The sequence below is a fragment of the Pseudomonas sp. CFBP13528 genome (assembly GCF_005233615.1).
Classification (GTDB): domain Bacteria; phylum Pseudomonadota; class Gammaproteobacteria; order Pseudomonadales; family Pseudomonadaceae; genus Aquipseudomonas; species Aquipseudomonas fluorescens_AM.
In genome coordinates this window covers 32,129-44,561 of record NZ_QGAJ01000009.1, presented here as the reverse complement: position 1 = coordinate 44,561, position 12,433 = coordinate 32,129, and the positions used below count along the sequence as shown (strand labels likewise).

Here is a 12,433-nt window from a genome sequence, read left to right as displayed (position 1 = left end):
CACTGTGCTTCCGAGGTGGCGCGAGACCAGATTAGCGAGATCGATGCATTTGGGCGTGGACGCTGGAATGGTCTTTGGATGACTGCGGGAAAGACCGCGCACCTATTCAGGGCCTCGACATGATCGGGGCCTTTTCGTTTTCGGCTCCACCACACCCATTGCTCCGAGCTGGGAGTGCTGTGTGAGCCGATTCAATTCCCAAACATGCCCCACGGAGTCGAGCGCATGGAGTATCTACAGCGCCTGCTCGACAAGATCGACAGGTTCGAATTGTTGATTGCGGGTCTCATTGGGGCTGTCGTTGCGAGCTGGTGGCATAAGGACGACTTGTCCGACTGGCGCGCTTGGATGGTGTTCTTGGTCACTGGGGTGGCCTGCTCTCTGTACCTGACGAGCATGGTCAGCGCCTACCTGAATGTCACCGAGCCCAAGATCGTCGCCGGCATCGGTTTCTTGCTGGGCACGTTCGGCGGCTCGCTCCTGGCAGCAATCAACCGAGCCATCAAAGCCGCTGACCTCTGGGCGCTTATCCGCCAGCGGTTCGGGGGAGGCAATCCACCATGAATCTTGAACTGATCAACTCCATCGCCTGCGGCCTCATCGCGCTGTGGGCCACCTGGTGCGTACTGAGCGGTAAGGTGAGGGACGGCATTCTTGGCAAGCTGATCTACACCACGATCGCCATCACCGGTTTCGTTGTGTCGGTGCGCAGCCAGAACATCTTCTTTGGACCGACGACTGCTGGCCTGACGCTGCATGTCGCCCTGGCCCTAGCCGGTGCACGTCACATCTTCATGGTCACGTACTGGCAGCGGGCGAAGGTCTGGCTTTGCCGGACGCTGAACTGCGAGCACTGTCTGCACTGTGATAAGGCGCCGGGCGGCATCGAGCGCCGGAGCAAGTAATGGCAGGGCCTACCAGCCCCCTGGAAACCACTGTCTGGCAAGGTTCACCGTCACACGCAGTGCATGTTGGCTTTGCTCGCACTCCTGCTGCTGATCTTCGGGAGTTGCTGGTTTGCGCCACCGAATATTAGCCGTCGAGCCTTTGGCGTAAGTTTGCTCAAATTCGGGGCTGGCTTCTTTGGTAAGGCGCATCGCTTTCGCATAGTCAGCTTCAAGGTCATCAGGCAGCGATTCACAAGCCAGTTTGGCCTGCTGATACCTAACGGCATACATGTAGCCGTCAGTTGGGGCTTCGTCGTAGCTGTAGCGGGATGGCTCCGCAGCAACTGCTGTGCCAGCGAGAAGTAAGGCGGAGAGATACAAGCGTCCGTGCATGGGATCGACGTCTCGAAAAAAATCAAAGTCGGCGGATTATATCCGGCTGATCCGCGCCACGTTTTCGAATGCGCCAAATCGTGGCGCGAGGTTGGGTGTCATGCTTGGCTACGGAAATGTGATATCAGCCCTAATCAAAGGAAGATTGCTTGCATCGTAGGAGCAATGATAAGAACGCCCATCATCGGTGTCTTTTTTCGTGATTTCTTCGCACTTGAATGACGCAGTGACGCCGTATTTTGTAGCTCTGAACCCTTTGACCGCTTCCTCAGGGGTAAGCACCGTAACGAGCTCACGATTGAAACTCAGGGTGATATCTGGACCGCCGAAGACTTCATATTTCTGCGATCGGATACATAGGCTGGCTCCAATCAATTTGCCATTCAGAGTATTTGTGCCACTCGTACACGCTTTCGGTGAAATGAAGTTGCCAACGCTCATTTTTGCAGTCGGTACTTCAGTTTTTGGCTCCGGCGGGGCGTATGGCCCACTCTGACAGGCTGCCATAAGAGTCGTCGCAGATATTAGCGCTGCAGCGGTGAGCATTGACTTCATTAGGTCAGTATCCTTTGACTGGTGTAGTGCCAGGCAGTCTGGTCACGTTTTACGGATCGGAACGTTAGATCATGCTGGCGCGCAGCTTGTAGATCAACAAATTCATGGTGGCCTGAATGACCGTTAAATTGCTGGAGTTCAAGTGGGAGGACTGGCGCGACGCCGCCAAGACCTGCGCAAGATCGCCGATGACCTGGATGCAGGTGAGCATCCAGAGTGCACTGCAGGCGCCTCGACCCTAATCGGCGCCAAGGGAGAGGTGACGGTGTTCGGCCTCGGCCCTAAGTGCGACGACCTGCAATGCCTCGGTGCGATGCGCCTGGGCGAGCAGAAGCTGATTGATGTGCTGCTGGATGGAGGGGAAGGTTAGGCGTGCCGCAGGTTAATACGGCACTGGTGCATCACTTAACTTTCAGCGCTTCCTGAATCTGATCGGCGTAGTCGCTGAGATTGTTCATTTCGTCCGTCAAAATATTACAGTCGGCAGGGGTGTTAGAGGCCTTTGCGTGGATGACTGATAGGGCAGCTGCTACCGCCATAGCTCGTCTATCTTCAGCGCTTTTGACACGATTGTTGTAAGTGTTCAGATCGATAAAAGTTTGAGTCACAGTGGCTCTCCTTTGGTTGATCCTCATCAATACCGGCAACGCGCCACTATTTCAAGCATCAGAGAGACGATATGACAACCAAGCAACCCGACTGGGAGGCGATCGAGCGCGCCTACCGGGCTGGTTCGCTTTCCATCAGGACTATCGCTGAGCGCCAAGGCGTGAGCGACACGGCAATCCGGAAGAAAGCCAAGGTTCAAGGATGGGCGAGAGACCTTTCTGACCAGGTGCGTAAAGAGGTTCGCAGCAAGCTGGTTCGCGGAGAGGTTCGCAACGACCAAGGCGCGAACTGCGAACTTGATGCTGAGATCATCGAAGAGGCCGCCGAGGAAGGAGCCCGGGTGGTTCGCAGCCACAGGCGAGACATTCGCAAGGCCACAAACCTTGCGAACCTGTTGATGGATGATCTGCTGTCGACCATCCGGCGCCGCGAAGAGATCGAAGAGGACATCGAGGCCGAGACCTCCGAAGACAACAATGGTATGCGCCGCGCCTCAATGCTCGCCGCCGTCTCTCTGCCCAGCAATTCCAAAACACTGTTCCAGCTTTCCTCTGCAATGAAGAACCTGCAGGTTCTGGAGCGTCAGGCATACAGCCTGGACGAGAAGGAGAAGACGGACGAAGCCGACGAACTCTCGAAGATGATGGACGAACTATCGAAGGACGCCTGACATGAAGCCCGAGCACATGAAGCTGCTCCGGGATAAGCGTTGGCGGTTGAACAATCTCTACTTCATCACCGACAAGCAGGGCAAGAAAGTCCGCTTCCGGATGACGGACGAGCAGATTGAATACTTCGATGGGATGCACACCCGCAACATCATCCTGAAAGCCCGGCAGCTCGGCTTCACGACCGAGTGCTGCATCATCCAACTGGACGCCGCTCTGTTCGAGTCGGCCAAGTGCGCCCTGATCGCTCACACCCTGAACGACGCGAAGCGCCTGTTCCGGGAGAAGGTCAAATATGCCTACGACAACTTGCCTGCTGAAATACGCGCTGCCAACCCTGCTTCTAACGATGCTGCTGGTGAGCTTGTGTTCAGCAAGGGCGGATCGCTCTACGTGTCCACGTCCTTCCGGGGCGGGACTCTACGGTATCTGCACGTATCCGAGTTCGGGAAGATCTGCGCCAAGTTCCCGCACAAGGCGCGGGAGATCGTCACCGGTGCTTTCGAGGCTGTCGCTGCTGAGTGTTTTGTCACCATCGAGTCGACGGCAGAGGGCAGGGCCGGGTATTTCTTTGATTACAGTCAGTCAGCAGAGCGCCAGCAACTGGCTGGTGTGCCACTGGGCCTGCTCGACTGGAAGTTCTTTTTCTTCAGCTGGTGGAACAACAAGGCCTACAGCCTTGATTCGACCGACGTAGTACTGCCCCAGCGCCTGACCGACTACTTCAACGAACTGCACGCCAAGCACGGGATCGTCACCAACGACGGCCAACGCGCCTGGTATGCGGCCAAGGAGAAGACGCTCGGCGACGACATGAAGCGGGAATACCCGTCGATCCCCGCCGAAGCCTTTCAGCAGTCGGTCGAAGGCGCCTATTACGCCAAGCAGTTCACCAAGCTGTATGGCGCGCAGAGGATCGGCCCGCTACCAGACAACAGTCATCTGCCGGTGCATACGATATGGGATATCGGTGTCGGCGACTCCACGGCCATCTGGTTCGTCCGGATCGTCGGCGAGGAATACCACGTCATCGACTTCTATGAGAACAGCGGCGAAGGCCTGCGGCACTACATGAAGATGCTCAAGGATCGCAAATACACGTATGGCGATCACTGGGGGCCCCACGACATCGATAACCGTGAATTTGGCAGCGACGGCAAGACCCGGCGCGAGCTGGCCAGGGAGGGCTACGAGATCGACGGGCAAAAATACAGCCTCAAGTTCAGCGTTGTTCCAAAGCTCGGCATCGACGAGGGCATTGAGCAGGTGCGGGAGATCCTTCCGGCCTGTGCCTTCGATGAGTCCAAGTGCGAACTGGGTATTTCCTGCCTGGAGAACTACCGAAAGGAGTGGGACGACAAGCGCGGCTGCTGGAAAGACAAACCACTTCACGACTGGTCATCGCACGGCGCGGACGCCTTCCGCTACTTCGCCGTCTCGATGGGCAGGCGCAAACGCACAGGCGGAACACGCCGAATTGGAGGCTTGGCCTGATGCCAGTGCAATCGACAAACCCCGACTACGACGCGCATATCGCCGAGTGGGAGATGATGGACGACGCGCTCGAGGGTGAGTGTGCCGTCAAGCGCAATGAGCGCAACCTGCCCAAGCCAAGCGGCATGGTTGAGGCTGAAAAGCTCGACGGTGCGGGCAACAAGTACCTCTACGAGAACTACACGAACCGTGCCCAGTACGAACACTGGGTGCGCGACTCGCTGCGGTCGATGATGGGCCTGGTTTCCCGGCTGATCCCTGAGATCGAACTACCGTTTGGCTTGAAAGGGCTGGAGGACAACGCCACTGCCGACGGCTTCGGCCTGAAACAGCTGTTCTTCCGCATGGTGCGCCAGGCTATCTCCCACGGCCGGGTACCGCTGGTGGTGAACATCGACGAGAGCGGCGAGCCGTACTTCTCTACGTATGCCACTCGCAACGCGATCAACTGGGACACTGCTGATCAAGGCGGTCGGCAGGACCTGGTACTTTCGGTGTTTCGCGAGTTCCGCAGGAAGGGCGGTGATCGTTATAGCCATGACTGCGACACGGTATTTCGTGAGTTCTTCATGGACGGCGACGTTTGCTACACCGCGGTGCGGAATGAAGGCGGGGAGCTGGTCGAGGACGAGAAGCCGCTGGGCACCGCCGGTACCGACAACCGTTTGGTCAAAGGCCTGCCATACCTGCCGGTGATCTACTGCGGTTCGACCGACAACTCACCGGAAGTCGACGAGGTGCCGCTGTTAACAATGGCGCGCGCGGCGCTGAAGTCCTATCAGCTAAGTGCTGACTATTTCACTTCGCTGCACCAGACCAGTCACCCGCAGCCGTGGGTCTCAGGGCTGGATGAGGCGGTAGAGTTGAGCGTCACCGGCCCATCTGCTGCGTGGGACTTAGGCCCGAATGGCGAATGTGGCTACTTGGAATTCCAGGGCGCGGGCATTGAAGCTGTGCGCAAGGCCATGGATGACCAGAAGAACGCCGCGCTCGAAGCCGGTGCCAAGGTCATGGACGTGGCCGGTACCGAGTCAGGAGAGGCACGCAAAACACGCCAGAACGATCAGCACGCCACGCTACACAGCATTGTCATCACCGTGGCCGAGGCAGTGGAGCAAGGCTTGCGGTACGCCGCCGAGTGGAAGGGCTACGACCCCAAGCAGGTCACGTTCAAGGTGAATCCTGAGTTCGTGACCCCAGTGGTCGACGCCCAGGTTCTCGCCGAGCTGCTCAAGGGCGTGATGGCCGGCACGATCAGCGCCGACACCTACTGGCAGTACCTCACCACCGGCAAGCTGCCGGAGCGCCCATACGAAGAAGAAGCCGAACTGATCAGCGATGAGCGCGAGTCGGCCGGCATCAACTTGGACAAAGACGATGCCAACGACAAACCTGATGCAGGCGGACAGCCAGCTGCTAGAGCAGACGACGCGCCACTCGGTAATGCTGGAGCGGCTTAAGGCTGGCGAGGTCAAGAAGTTCGAAAAGTACTTGCGCCAGATCGACACGTTGGTACGGGAGCAGTTGACCCGCAAGGAACTGACCACCTATAGCCGGGACCGCCTTGAGCAGTTCCTGGCCCGCGTGGACGGCAAACTGCTGGGCATATACAAGGCCTACGGCGACCTAGTGCAGGCCGATCTGGTCGATATCGCGCTGTATGAGTCGACCTTTGAGGCGAACAGCCTGAGCAATGCGCTCTCCATCGACGCAGTGGTGCCTACCAACACAGTGATCCGCGCGGCGGTATTCTCCTATCCGCTGCAGGTGAAGGGCATCGACGGTGGCAAGCTGCTGAAGAGCTTCGTCAGCGGCTGGACTCGCACCGAGACGATGCGCGTCACAAACACCATACGGCTCGGCTTCGGCCAGGGCCAGACCAACGCCCAGATCATTCAGGCGATTCGCGGCACCGCGGCGCAGAACTTCACGGACGGCGTCCTGGCGGTGAGCAACCGCAACGCTGCCGCTGCGGTGCAGACAGCAATCCAGCATGTGGCCACCACGGCACGAATGGAAACGCTGAAGGCCAACAGCGATGTGGTGCTGGGCTATCGCTGGGTGTCGACGCTCGACCGCAAGACCTCGCAGCAGTGCAAGGGCCTGGATGGCATGCGATTCGACCTGGGCAAAGGCCCGCTACCGCCGGCGCACATCAACTGCCGGTCAACCACGGTGCCCACCACCAGGCTTTCGGAGATGTTCGCCAAGGACGCCACACGCGCCTCGGTGGGAGATAACGGCGGGGCCCAGGTCGACGCAGGCCTGAATTATTACCAGTGGCTGGCAACGCAGCCGGCTAGCTTCCAGGATCATGCCCTCGGGCCGGTCCGGGGCAAGTTGTTCCGCGATGGAGGGCTGACGCCGGAGAAGTTTGCCAAGCTGCAGCTCGACAAATCGTTCAAGCCGCTGACCTTGGCGCAGCTGAAGGACGCAGAGCCTGACATGTTCACCCGAGCCGGCGTTACACTTGGCGCTCCACCAGGTTGAGATAGTCGATGCAGATCATCGTTGAGGACGGGAAGGGCAGGCCAGACGCGAATAGCTTCGTGCCACTGGAGAAGCTGACCTTTTACCGCGACTACTACGGGTTCCGGATACCTGACGCTGAGGCTGGCCAGCTCGAGCTGTTGCTGCGGGCCGCCGCTGATATCAATGGCCGCCAGTGGAAGGGACGAAAGGCCAATCCAGATCAGGCAATGGCCTGGCCCCGGCGTGACTGCAAGATCGAATACCAGACGCTGTCGGAGACATTCGTGCCCTTTGAGCTTGAGTGGGGGCAGGTAAGGCTGGCGGTCGAGCTATACGCTTCCGAGCAGGGCCTCCAGATCGAAGAGCCGACTCACTGTACCGAGCCGAACGGGCGGCGGACTCGATTGAATCGAGATACGCCAGGCCTGCGTATGCGACCGCCGCCATACGCGCCGAGCAGGACGCAGTTTGCCGATTATTTGGTAATGAGAGGACTGCAATTGATAATTTCATAGCTTGAAAAGGTGGCCATTTGGTATAAGTGGCTTTTCGGAATGGAGGCCTTATGGAAATCAAATGGGTAGCGATAGCAGTTGCAGGGATTTTGTTAGGGATAGTTTGCGGACTTCTTGGCCTAACTATAGGTATCTATTTTAATCCTGAATCCACAATCACATTTGTCCCGGTCTGGGGGAGTTTGGGAGACTGGGCATCCGCTATAGGTGCCTTCTCCGCAGTTGCCTTTGCATTGTGGCAGTCTCATAGACAGCAACAAAAAGAACTTCCAAGAGTAAAAATAATCAATCAATTTACGCCTGATGAATGGCTACTTAGGGTTGTCTCAGAGGGGATTGTTCCTGAGAGTGTTCTGGGTGCTGAGCTGATATCCAAAAAAGATGGTTCTAAGATCGACCTGTTGACGTTTAGTCGAATCCCAAAAGGTGGCGCAACGACAAAACTTCAGAGGGGAGAATATCTTGATATCCTTGCTTTGAATAAGCACGACCTACTTCAGTTTATTGAGCAATGGGTTGCAAACCCCATAAATCAAATGCGTCGAAGTGAAATTCATCCAGGTAACGGCTATTTTAAGTTGAACAAGGTGTTCTTTGATCGGCTTGAGGATTTCTTTGAGCAAGAGCTAAAAATCCTAATTAGGCTGGTTAGCAAGGATGTAAAAGTTGAGGTCTCTCCAGAGTTTTCATCGGTAGCTAAGAGCTACGTTATAAATACTAGGAAGACTGAAGAAACAGAGCGAGCGGCATCTAGGAATGGCGAGGCGCGAGCAAGATATGACGCAGGACTTCACCTTGAATACGGTGATCCAGAGACGTAAGTTTCAAGAGTGATTAATTAACCTCAAGCCGCCCAATGGGCGGTTTTTTTATGCCCGCAAAGCGGGCCGATCAAACCCAAGGGGTGCACCAAGTGGCAGTAGAAAACCAGATTGATCTTGAAGACCCAGCAGTTAAATCCGCGATCGCCGAAGCGGTGGAAGCGGCCACCCTGGGCCTCAAGAACAAAAACACCGAGCTGCTTGGCTCGCTCCGGACCACCAAAACCGAGCTGGACGGCTTCAAGTCCCAGTTCGAAGGGCTGGACATTGCAGCAGTGAAGGGGCTGCTGACCAAGGTTGGCCAGGATGAAGAGACCAAGCTGATTGCCGAGGGCAAGCTGGACGAGGTCATCACCCGCCGTACCGAGCGCCTGCGCACCGACTACGACACCAAGTTGGCAGCCGAGAAGGCCCGAGCCGACAAGGCCGAACAATTCGCCGCCAAGTACAGCGACAAGGTGCTTGCTGATTCAATCCGCGCCGCCGCCATAAAGGCCGGCGCGCTCCCCGAGGCCGCCGAGGACATTATCCTGCGCGCCCGGGGCACTTTCAAACTCAGTGAGGACGGCGAGGCGATTGCCACCGACCGTGACGGCGAGGTCGTTTACGGGAAGGACGGGAAGACCCCTCTGTCGCCGCTCGAATGGGCGGAATCGCTGCGCGAAACAGCAACACACCTGTGGCCAAGGGCTCAGGGTGCCGGGCAGACCGGCGACAACGGTGGCAAGGCCACGAAAAAGTGGGGTGAGTACACGGAAACCGAGCGTGCCGCGATCGCCCGTGACAACCCTGAGCTCTTCAAGAAAATCCAGGCCACCAAAGGAACCTAATCCATGGCAACTACCCAACTGACCGATATCTTCGTCGGCGACTACTACGCCTCCCTGGCGCCGGTTAACAGCCCGGAAAAGACCGCTGTATACGAGTCGGGCATCGTGACTCGCTCCCCTGTGCTGGACGCGATCGCCTCCGGCAGCCAGGGCACCGCCGAGATCAGCTACTGGCAGGATCTCAACGCCGATGAAGCGCCGAACATCAGCAACGACGACCCGAACGACCAGGGCGAAGTTGGCAAAGTCACCCAGGACAGCATGCGTGCCCGCGTCTTGTACCTCAACAAAGGCTACGGCGTGACTGACCTCACTGCTGAGCTGGCAAACAGCGAGCCACAGCAGCAGATTCGCAACCGCTTCGGCACCTACTGGACCCGCCAGTGGCAGCGTTACACCTTGGGCGCGGCTCGCGGCATCATCGCGTCGAACATCGCCAACAACGGCGGTGACATGGTCATCGACGCGGGCGCGACCATCAGCGCGAACGCCTTCCAGGATGCTGCGTTCACCGCGGGCGATGCCGCTGACCAGTTCGGCGCGATCGGCGTGCACTCCGTGGTGATGAACCAGATGGTCAAGCAGGATCTCATCGAGTACCTGCGTGACTCCGACGGCAAGATCATCCTGGCAACCTACCTCGGCAAACCAGTCTTCATGGACGACGCCCTGGTGTACGGCGCTGGCAAGTACCTGTCCGTGTTCTTCGGCCAGGGCGCTTTCGGTTACGGCGAAGGCACGCCGAAGGTTCCGGTAGAACTGGAGCGTAAGCCCGGCGGCGGTAACGGCGGCGGTGCCGAAGTGCTGTGGGAGCGGAAGACTTACATCCTCCAGCCTGCCGGCTTCAGCTGGAAGGGCTCCGAGGCTCAGAACCTCAGCCCGACCGCGACCCAATACGCCGCTGCTGCCAACTGGCAGCGGGTGTTCAGCCGCAAGCAGGTTCCGTTCGCCGCTGTGATCAGCGGTACCACCACGCCGTAACTCGGCCCACACAGCCTGGCGCCCACATGGCGCCGGGATGCTTTTGAGGTGACTTATGAAAGTGATCTACACGGACAAGCCGGGCAAAGAGCGCGGCGTGTGCTACCGCCTGCTGAGCGAGTTTTTCGGCGTCATCGGTTCCGCGACGGAGGTAGTCGTTGATGGCGATGCACCGGATATCTCCGATGCTTACCAGGCCGCCGGCATCAAGGTTTCCGACGACAAGGAGCCAGAGAGCAAAGAAACCGACCCGCTGAAAATGAAGGTCCCCGAGCTGAAAGAATGGCTAACCGAGAAGGGCATTGCCTTCGACCCGTCCGCCAAGAAAGAAGACCTGCAGGCCCTAGTGCCGGCGGAATAAGGACAAGCATATGACCGACTTCATCACCGTTGCCGATGTTGACGCCTCGCTGGGTTCTGGTTGGGCTGGCACCGGTGATCCGGTCCGTGCTGTGACCATGGCAAACGCCTGGCTTACGGCCAAGATTAAGCGGGCTGTTCCTGATCCGGTACCGGATGAGATCAAAACAGCCGGCGCCCAGGTTGCCAAAGAGGCGGCGGCGGGCAAGCTGTACACAGCAACGCAGAAGGAAGTGCAGAGTAAGACGGTATCGGCTCAGTCCGGCACATCGGTGAGCAAGACCTATGTGTCAGGCTCTACCGATCAGTCGGCGGGCGTGAACTTCGCCCTGGCCCTGCTGGCGCCGTGGATCACGCGCTCCGGCGTGATGATGCTGAAAAGGATCTGATCATGGGCATGCGCGAGGAGATCCAGGCCGAACTGGCCGAAGCGTTCGATGATCCTGATGGCTTGGCCGACGCGGTTAAGCCCGTGACGGGCGTGCGCAAGGTTGCGGGCGAGTATGACCCTGACCTAGGGGGCGAAACGCCAGATAGCACCGTCACTTACACGGGGCGCGGTGTTCTAGGCAGCTACCTGTCCAAGGAAATCGACGGCTCCCTTATCCAGACCACCGACAAGAAGCTGCTGGTGTTGCAAAACGAGCTGTTCGTATCGGAGGCCGGTGTTCGGACAGCGGTACCGGCTGCCCCGGCCATTGGCGATATCGTCAACGGGTTTCGGGTTATGAATGTGTCCGCCGATCCGGCAGATGCCACCTGGACAGCTCAGCTGAAGAAGTGACATGGCGACTCAATCCGGCAGCTTCGCCCTGAGCCTGGCTGAGTTCGCCGCTCAGACAGGTGAGGCCATTGACGCCAGCGTCCGCGAAATCATCATCGAGGTTGGCAGAAGCCTGATTCGCATGTCTCCAGTGGGTAACCCGGAGATTTGGGCGGTGAACGCATTGGCGACCCAGTACAACAAGGCCGTCGACGACCACAACAGCACGCTGCGCAGTGACCCGGACAACCTCACGAAGGGTGGCAGGCTCAAGAAGGGCCGCAAGCTCAATGACGGCATGGACATCAAGGCGCCCGAAGGCTACGTCGGCGGCCGGTTCCGTGCGAACTGGCACATCTCGCTCGGCGTGGTCGAGAATGTCACCTTTGACGAGGTAGACCCGAGCGGCGCCGAAACCACCGCTGCTCTGGTCGCCGCTATGAGCGATTTCTCCGCCGGCCAGATGGCCTACATCATCAATAACTTGCCCTACGCGATCCCGCTTGAGTTTGGCCATTCCACCCAGGCCCCCGGCGGCATGGTCCGGGTAACCGTGGCTCGCTTTCAGCAAATCGTGCTGGAGGCCATCAGGAACAACCAGGTATGAGTCACGCAATCATCACCTCGATCTACGAGGCCAAGCTGATCGCTTGGAGCGCTGGCAGGGCGGACAAGCTCAAGATCGTGTTCGAGAACACGGCCTACGCGCCGGCAGACGGCGAGACCTACCTACGAGCCTTCACCATTCCCGGCGATACCGCCAGTAACACGCTCGGCGGAGATCACCGGCTGTTCACGGGAGTGTTCCAGGTGAGCATCATCGCGCCGGCCGGCACCGGCAAGACCAAGACGAATCCAGTCGCAGCAGAACTGACCGACCTGTTTCCTATTTACGCGCGGGACACGAAGGGTGCGGTCACCGTGGTGACCATGTCGCCAGTTGACCCGGGGCCAGGCATCACCGGCGATTCGACCTACACCGTCCCGGTCTCGTTCTTGTACCGGGCCGACACCAACTGATCCCGCCCATTGGGCAAACCCTAAGGCCCGCCATCGAGCGGGTTTTTTCACATCTGCAAAGAGGA

18 protein-coding genes and 1 pseudogene are annotated in these 12,433 nt (G+C 58.4%); 16 read left to right on the top strand and 3 right to left on the bottom strand.

Annotation, left to right across the window (positions count from 1 at the left end):
• The first annotated feature begins 225 nt into the window (after nucleotides 1-225).
• Nucleotides 226-564, top strand: a complete 339-nt coding sequence (locus PspCFBP13528_RS17345; RefSeq protein ID WP_003175039.1) for a hypothetical protein — start codon at nucleotides 226-228, stop codon at nucleotides 562-564.
• Entirely contained in the window at nucleotides 561-905 is a 345-nt protein-coding gene (locus tag PspCFBP13528_RS17340) for a hypothetical protein (RefSeq protein ID WP_137200895.1), read from the top strand. Before PspCFBP13528_RS17345 ends, PspCFBP13528_RS17340 begins: the two co-directional genes overlap by 4 nt.
• 9 nt (nucleotides 906-914) lie before the next feature.
• On the opposite strand, the gene PspCFBP13528_RS17335 is transcribed toward PspCFBP13528_RS17340, so the two are convergent.
• Together PspCFBP13528_RS17335 and PspCFBP13528_RS17330 are read right to left on the bottom strand one after the other, a co-directional pair.
• Nucleotides 915-1,280, bottom strand: coding sequence for a hypothetical protein (locus PspCFBP13528_RS17335; RefSeq protein ID WP_101220434.1), 366 nt, complete (start codon nucleotides 1,278-1,280; stop codon nucleotides 915-917).
• Nucleotides 1,281-1,388: 108 nt separating this feature from the next.
• Nucleotides 1,389-1,835, bottom strand: coding sequence for a hypothetical protein (locus PspCFBP13528_RS17330; RefSeq protein ID WP_137200893.1), 447 nt, complete (start codon nucleotides 1,833-1,835; stop codon nucleotides 1,389-1,391).
• Between the two features lie 116 nt (nucleotides 1,836-1,951).
• Here PspCFBP13528_RS17330 and PspCFBP13528_RS17325 point away from each other — a divergent pair.
• A pseudogene (locus PspCFBP13528_RS17325) lies at nucleotides 1,952-2,205 on the top strand (hypothetical protein).
• Between the two features lie 31 nt (nucleotides 2,206-2,236).
• On the opposite strand, the gene PspCFBP13528_RS17320 reads toward PspCFBP13528_RS17325, so the two are convergent.
• Nucleotides 2,237-2,443 (bottom strand): hypothetical protein, encoded by a 207-nt coding sequence (locus PspCFBP13528_RS17320; protein ID WP_101220435.1) that lies wholly within the window; start codon nucleotides 2,441-2,443, stop codon nucleotides 2,237-2,239.
• 71 nt (nucleotides 2,444-2,514) lie between these two features.
• On the opposite strand from PspCFBP13528_RS17320, the gene PspCFBP13528_RS17315 reads away from it, so the two are divergent.
• From PspCFBP13528_RS17315 to PspCFBP13528_RS17255, 13 genes are all read left to right on the top strand, one after another.
• A complete protein-coding gene (locus tag PspCFBP13528_RS17315; RefSeq protein WP_101220436.1) occupies nucleotides 2,515-3,114 on the top strand; it encodes a hypothetical protein in 600 nt (199 codons plus the stop codon).
• Nucleotide 3,115: 1 nt separating this feature from the next.
• Nucleotides 3,116-4,606: a terminase gene (locus PspCFBP13528_RS17310; protein WP_101220437.1), complete on the top strand. Its 1,491-nt coding sequence runs from the start codon at nucleotides 3,116-3,118 to the stop codon at nucleotides 4,604-4,606.
• A complete protein-coding gene (locus tag PspCFBP13528_RS17305) occupies nucleotides 4,606-6,066 on the top strand; it encodes a DUF4055 domain-containing protein (protein WP_137200891.1) in 1,461 nt (486 codons plus the stop codon). Before PspCFBP13528_RS17310 ends, PspCFBP13528_RS17305 begins: the two co-directional genes overlap by 1 nt.
• Nucleotides 6,002-7,096, top strand: a complete 1,095-nt coding sequence (locus tag PspCFBP13528_RS17300) for a minor capsid protein (protein WP_178084439.1) — start codon at nucleotides 6,002-6,004, stop codon at nucleotides 7,094-7,096. Before PspCFBP13528_RS17305 ends, PspCFBP13528_RS17300 begins: the two co-directional genes overlap by 65 nt.
• 8 nt (nucleotides 7,097-7,104) lie before the next feature.
• Nucleotides 7,105-7,593: a DnaT-like ssDNA-binding protein gene (locus PspCFBP13528_RS17295; protein ID WP_101220440.1), complete on the top strand. Its 489-nt coding sequence runs from the start codon at nucleotides 7,105-7,107 to the stop codon at nucleotides 7,591-7,593.
• 50 nt (nucleotides 7,594-7,643) lie between these two features.
• Nucleotides 7,644-8,414 carry a hypothetical protein gene (locus PspCFBP13528_RS17290; protein WP_137200889.1) on the top strand — a complete coding sequence of 257 codons (771 nt, stop codon included), beginning with the start codon at nucleotides 7,644-7,646 and terminating at the stop codon, nucleotides 8,412-8,414.
• A 92-nt stretch (nucleotides 8,415-8,506) separates the two neighbouring features.
• Nucleotides 8,507-9,244, top strand: a complete 738-nt coding sequence (locus PspCFBP13528_RS17285; RefSeq protein ID WP_178084438.1) for a hypothetical protein — start codon at nucleotides 8,507-8,509, stop codon at nucleotides 9,242-9,244.
• 3 nt (nucleotides 9,245-9,247) lie between these two features.
• Complete coding sequence (locus tag PspCFBP13528_RS17280) at nucleotides 9,248-10,225, top strand: major capsid protein (protein WP_012724055.1); 978 nt, start codon at nucleotides 9,248-9,250, stop codon at nucleotides 10,223-10,225.
• A gap of 55 nt (nucleotides 10,226-10,280) precedes the next feature.
• The gene (locus PspCFBP13528_RS17275) at nucleotides 10,281-10,586 is read left to right on the top strand and encodes a HeH/LEM domain-containing protein (RefSeq protein ID WP_101220443.1); all 306 of its coding nucleotides are present in this window, start codon (nucleotides 10,281-10,283) and stop codon (nucleotides 10,584-10,586) included.
• A 10-nt stretch (nucleotides 10,587-10,596) separates the two neighbouring features.
• Nucleotides 10,597-10,974 carry a hypothetical protein gene (locus PspCFBP13528_RS17270; RefSeq protein WP_137200887.1) on the top strand — a complete coding sequence of 126 codons (378 nt, stop codon included), beginning with the start codon at nucleotides 10,597-10,599 and terminating at the stop codon, nucleotides 10,972-10,974.
• Nucleotides 10,975-10,976: 2 nt separating this feature from the next.
• Entirely contained in the window at nucleotides 10,977-11,369 is a 393-nt protein-coding gene (locus tag PspCFBP13528_RS17265; protein WP_137200885.1) for a hypothetical protein, read from the top strand.
• Nucleotide 11,370: 1 nt separating this feature from the next.
• Entirely contained in the window at nucleotides 11,371-11,955 is a 585-nt protein-coding gene (locus PspCFBP13528_RS17260) for a hypothetical protein (protein WP_137200883.1), read from the top strand.
• On the top strand, nucleotides 11,952-12,368 hold the full coding sequence (locus PspCFBP13528_RS17255; RefSeq protein WP_137200881.1) for a phage tail terminator-like protein: 417 nt from the start codon (nucleotides 11,952-11,954) through the stop codon (nucleotides 12,366-12,368). Before PspCFBP13528_RS17260 ends, PspCFBP13528_RS17255 begins: the two co-directional genes overlap by 4 nt.
• The last annotated feature ends 65 nt before the right edge of the window (nucleotides 12,369-12,433 follow it).

Bases quoted from the DNA above. Each gene is read 5' to 3' on its own strand.
- PspCFBP13528_RS17345 (WP_003175039.1), top strand. From the start codon at position 226: ATGGAGTATCTACAGCGCCTGCTCGACAAGATCGACAGGTTCGAATTG.
- PspCFBP13528_RS17340 (WP_137200895.1), top strand. From the start codon at position 561: ATGAATCTTGAACTGATCAACTCCATCGCCTGCGGCCTCATCGCGCTG.
- PspCFBP13528_RS17335 (WP_101220434.1), bottom strand. From the start codon at position 1,280: ATGCACGGACGCTTGTATCTCTCCGCCTTACTTCTCGCTGGCACAGCA.
- PspCFBP13528_RS17330 (WP_137200893.1), bottom strand. From the start codon at position 1,835: ATGAAGTCAATGCTCACCGCTGCAGCGCTAATATCTGCGACGACTCTT.
- PspCFBP13528_RS17315 (WP_101220436.1), top strand. From the start codon at position 2,515: ATGACAACCAAGCAACCCGACTGGGAGGCGATCGAGCGCGCCTACCGG.
- PspCFBP13528_RS17310 (WP_101220437.1), top strand. From the start codon at position 3,116: ATGAAGCCCGAGCACATGAAGCTGCTCCGGGATAAGCGTTGGCGGTTG.
- PspCFBP13528_RS17305 (WP_137200891.1), top strand. From the start codon at position 4,606: ATGCCAGTGCAATCGACAAACCCCGACTACGACGCGCATATCGCCGAG.
- PspCFBP13528_RS17300 (WP_178084439.1), top strand. From the start codon at position 6,002: ATGCAGGCGGACAGCCAGCTGCTAGAGCAGACGACGCGCCACTCGGTA.
- PspCFBP13528_RS17295 (WP_101220440.1), top strand. From the start codon at position 7,105: ATGCAGATCATCGTTGAGGACGGGAAGGGCAGGCCAGACGCGAATAGC.
- PspCFBP13528_RS17290 (WP_137200889.1), top strand. From the start codon at position 7,644: ATGGAAATCAAATGGGTAGCGATAGCAGTTGCAGGGATTTTGTTAGGG.
- PspCFBP13528_RS17280 (WP_012724055.1), top strand. From the start codon at position 9,248: ATGGCAACTACCCAACTGACCGATATCTTCGTCGGCGACTACTACGCC.
- PspCFBP13528_RS17275 (WP_101220443.1), top strand. From the start codon at position 10,281: ATGAAAGTGATCTACACGGACAAGCCGGGCAAAGAGCGCGGCGTGTGC.
- PspCFBP13528_RS17270 (WP_137200887.1), top strand. From the start codon at position 10,597: ATGACCGACTTCATCACCGTTGCCGATGTTGACGCCTCGCTGGGTTCT.
- PspCFBP13528_RS17265 (WP_137200885.1), top strand. From the start codon at position 10,977: ATGGGCATGCGCGAGGAGATCCAGGCCGAACTGGCCGAAGCGTTCGAT.
- PspCFBP13528_RS17260 (WP_137200883.1), top strand. From the start codon at position 11,371: ATGGCGACTCAATCCGGCAGCTTCGCCCTGAGCCTGGCTGAGTTCGCC.
- PspCFBP13528_RS17255 (WP_137200881.1), top strand. From the start codon at position 11,952: ATGAGTCACGCAATCATCACCTCGATCTACGAGGCCAAGCTGATCGCT.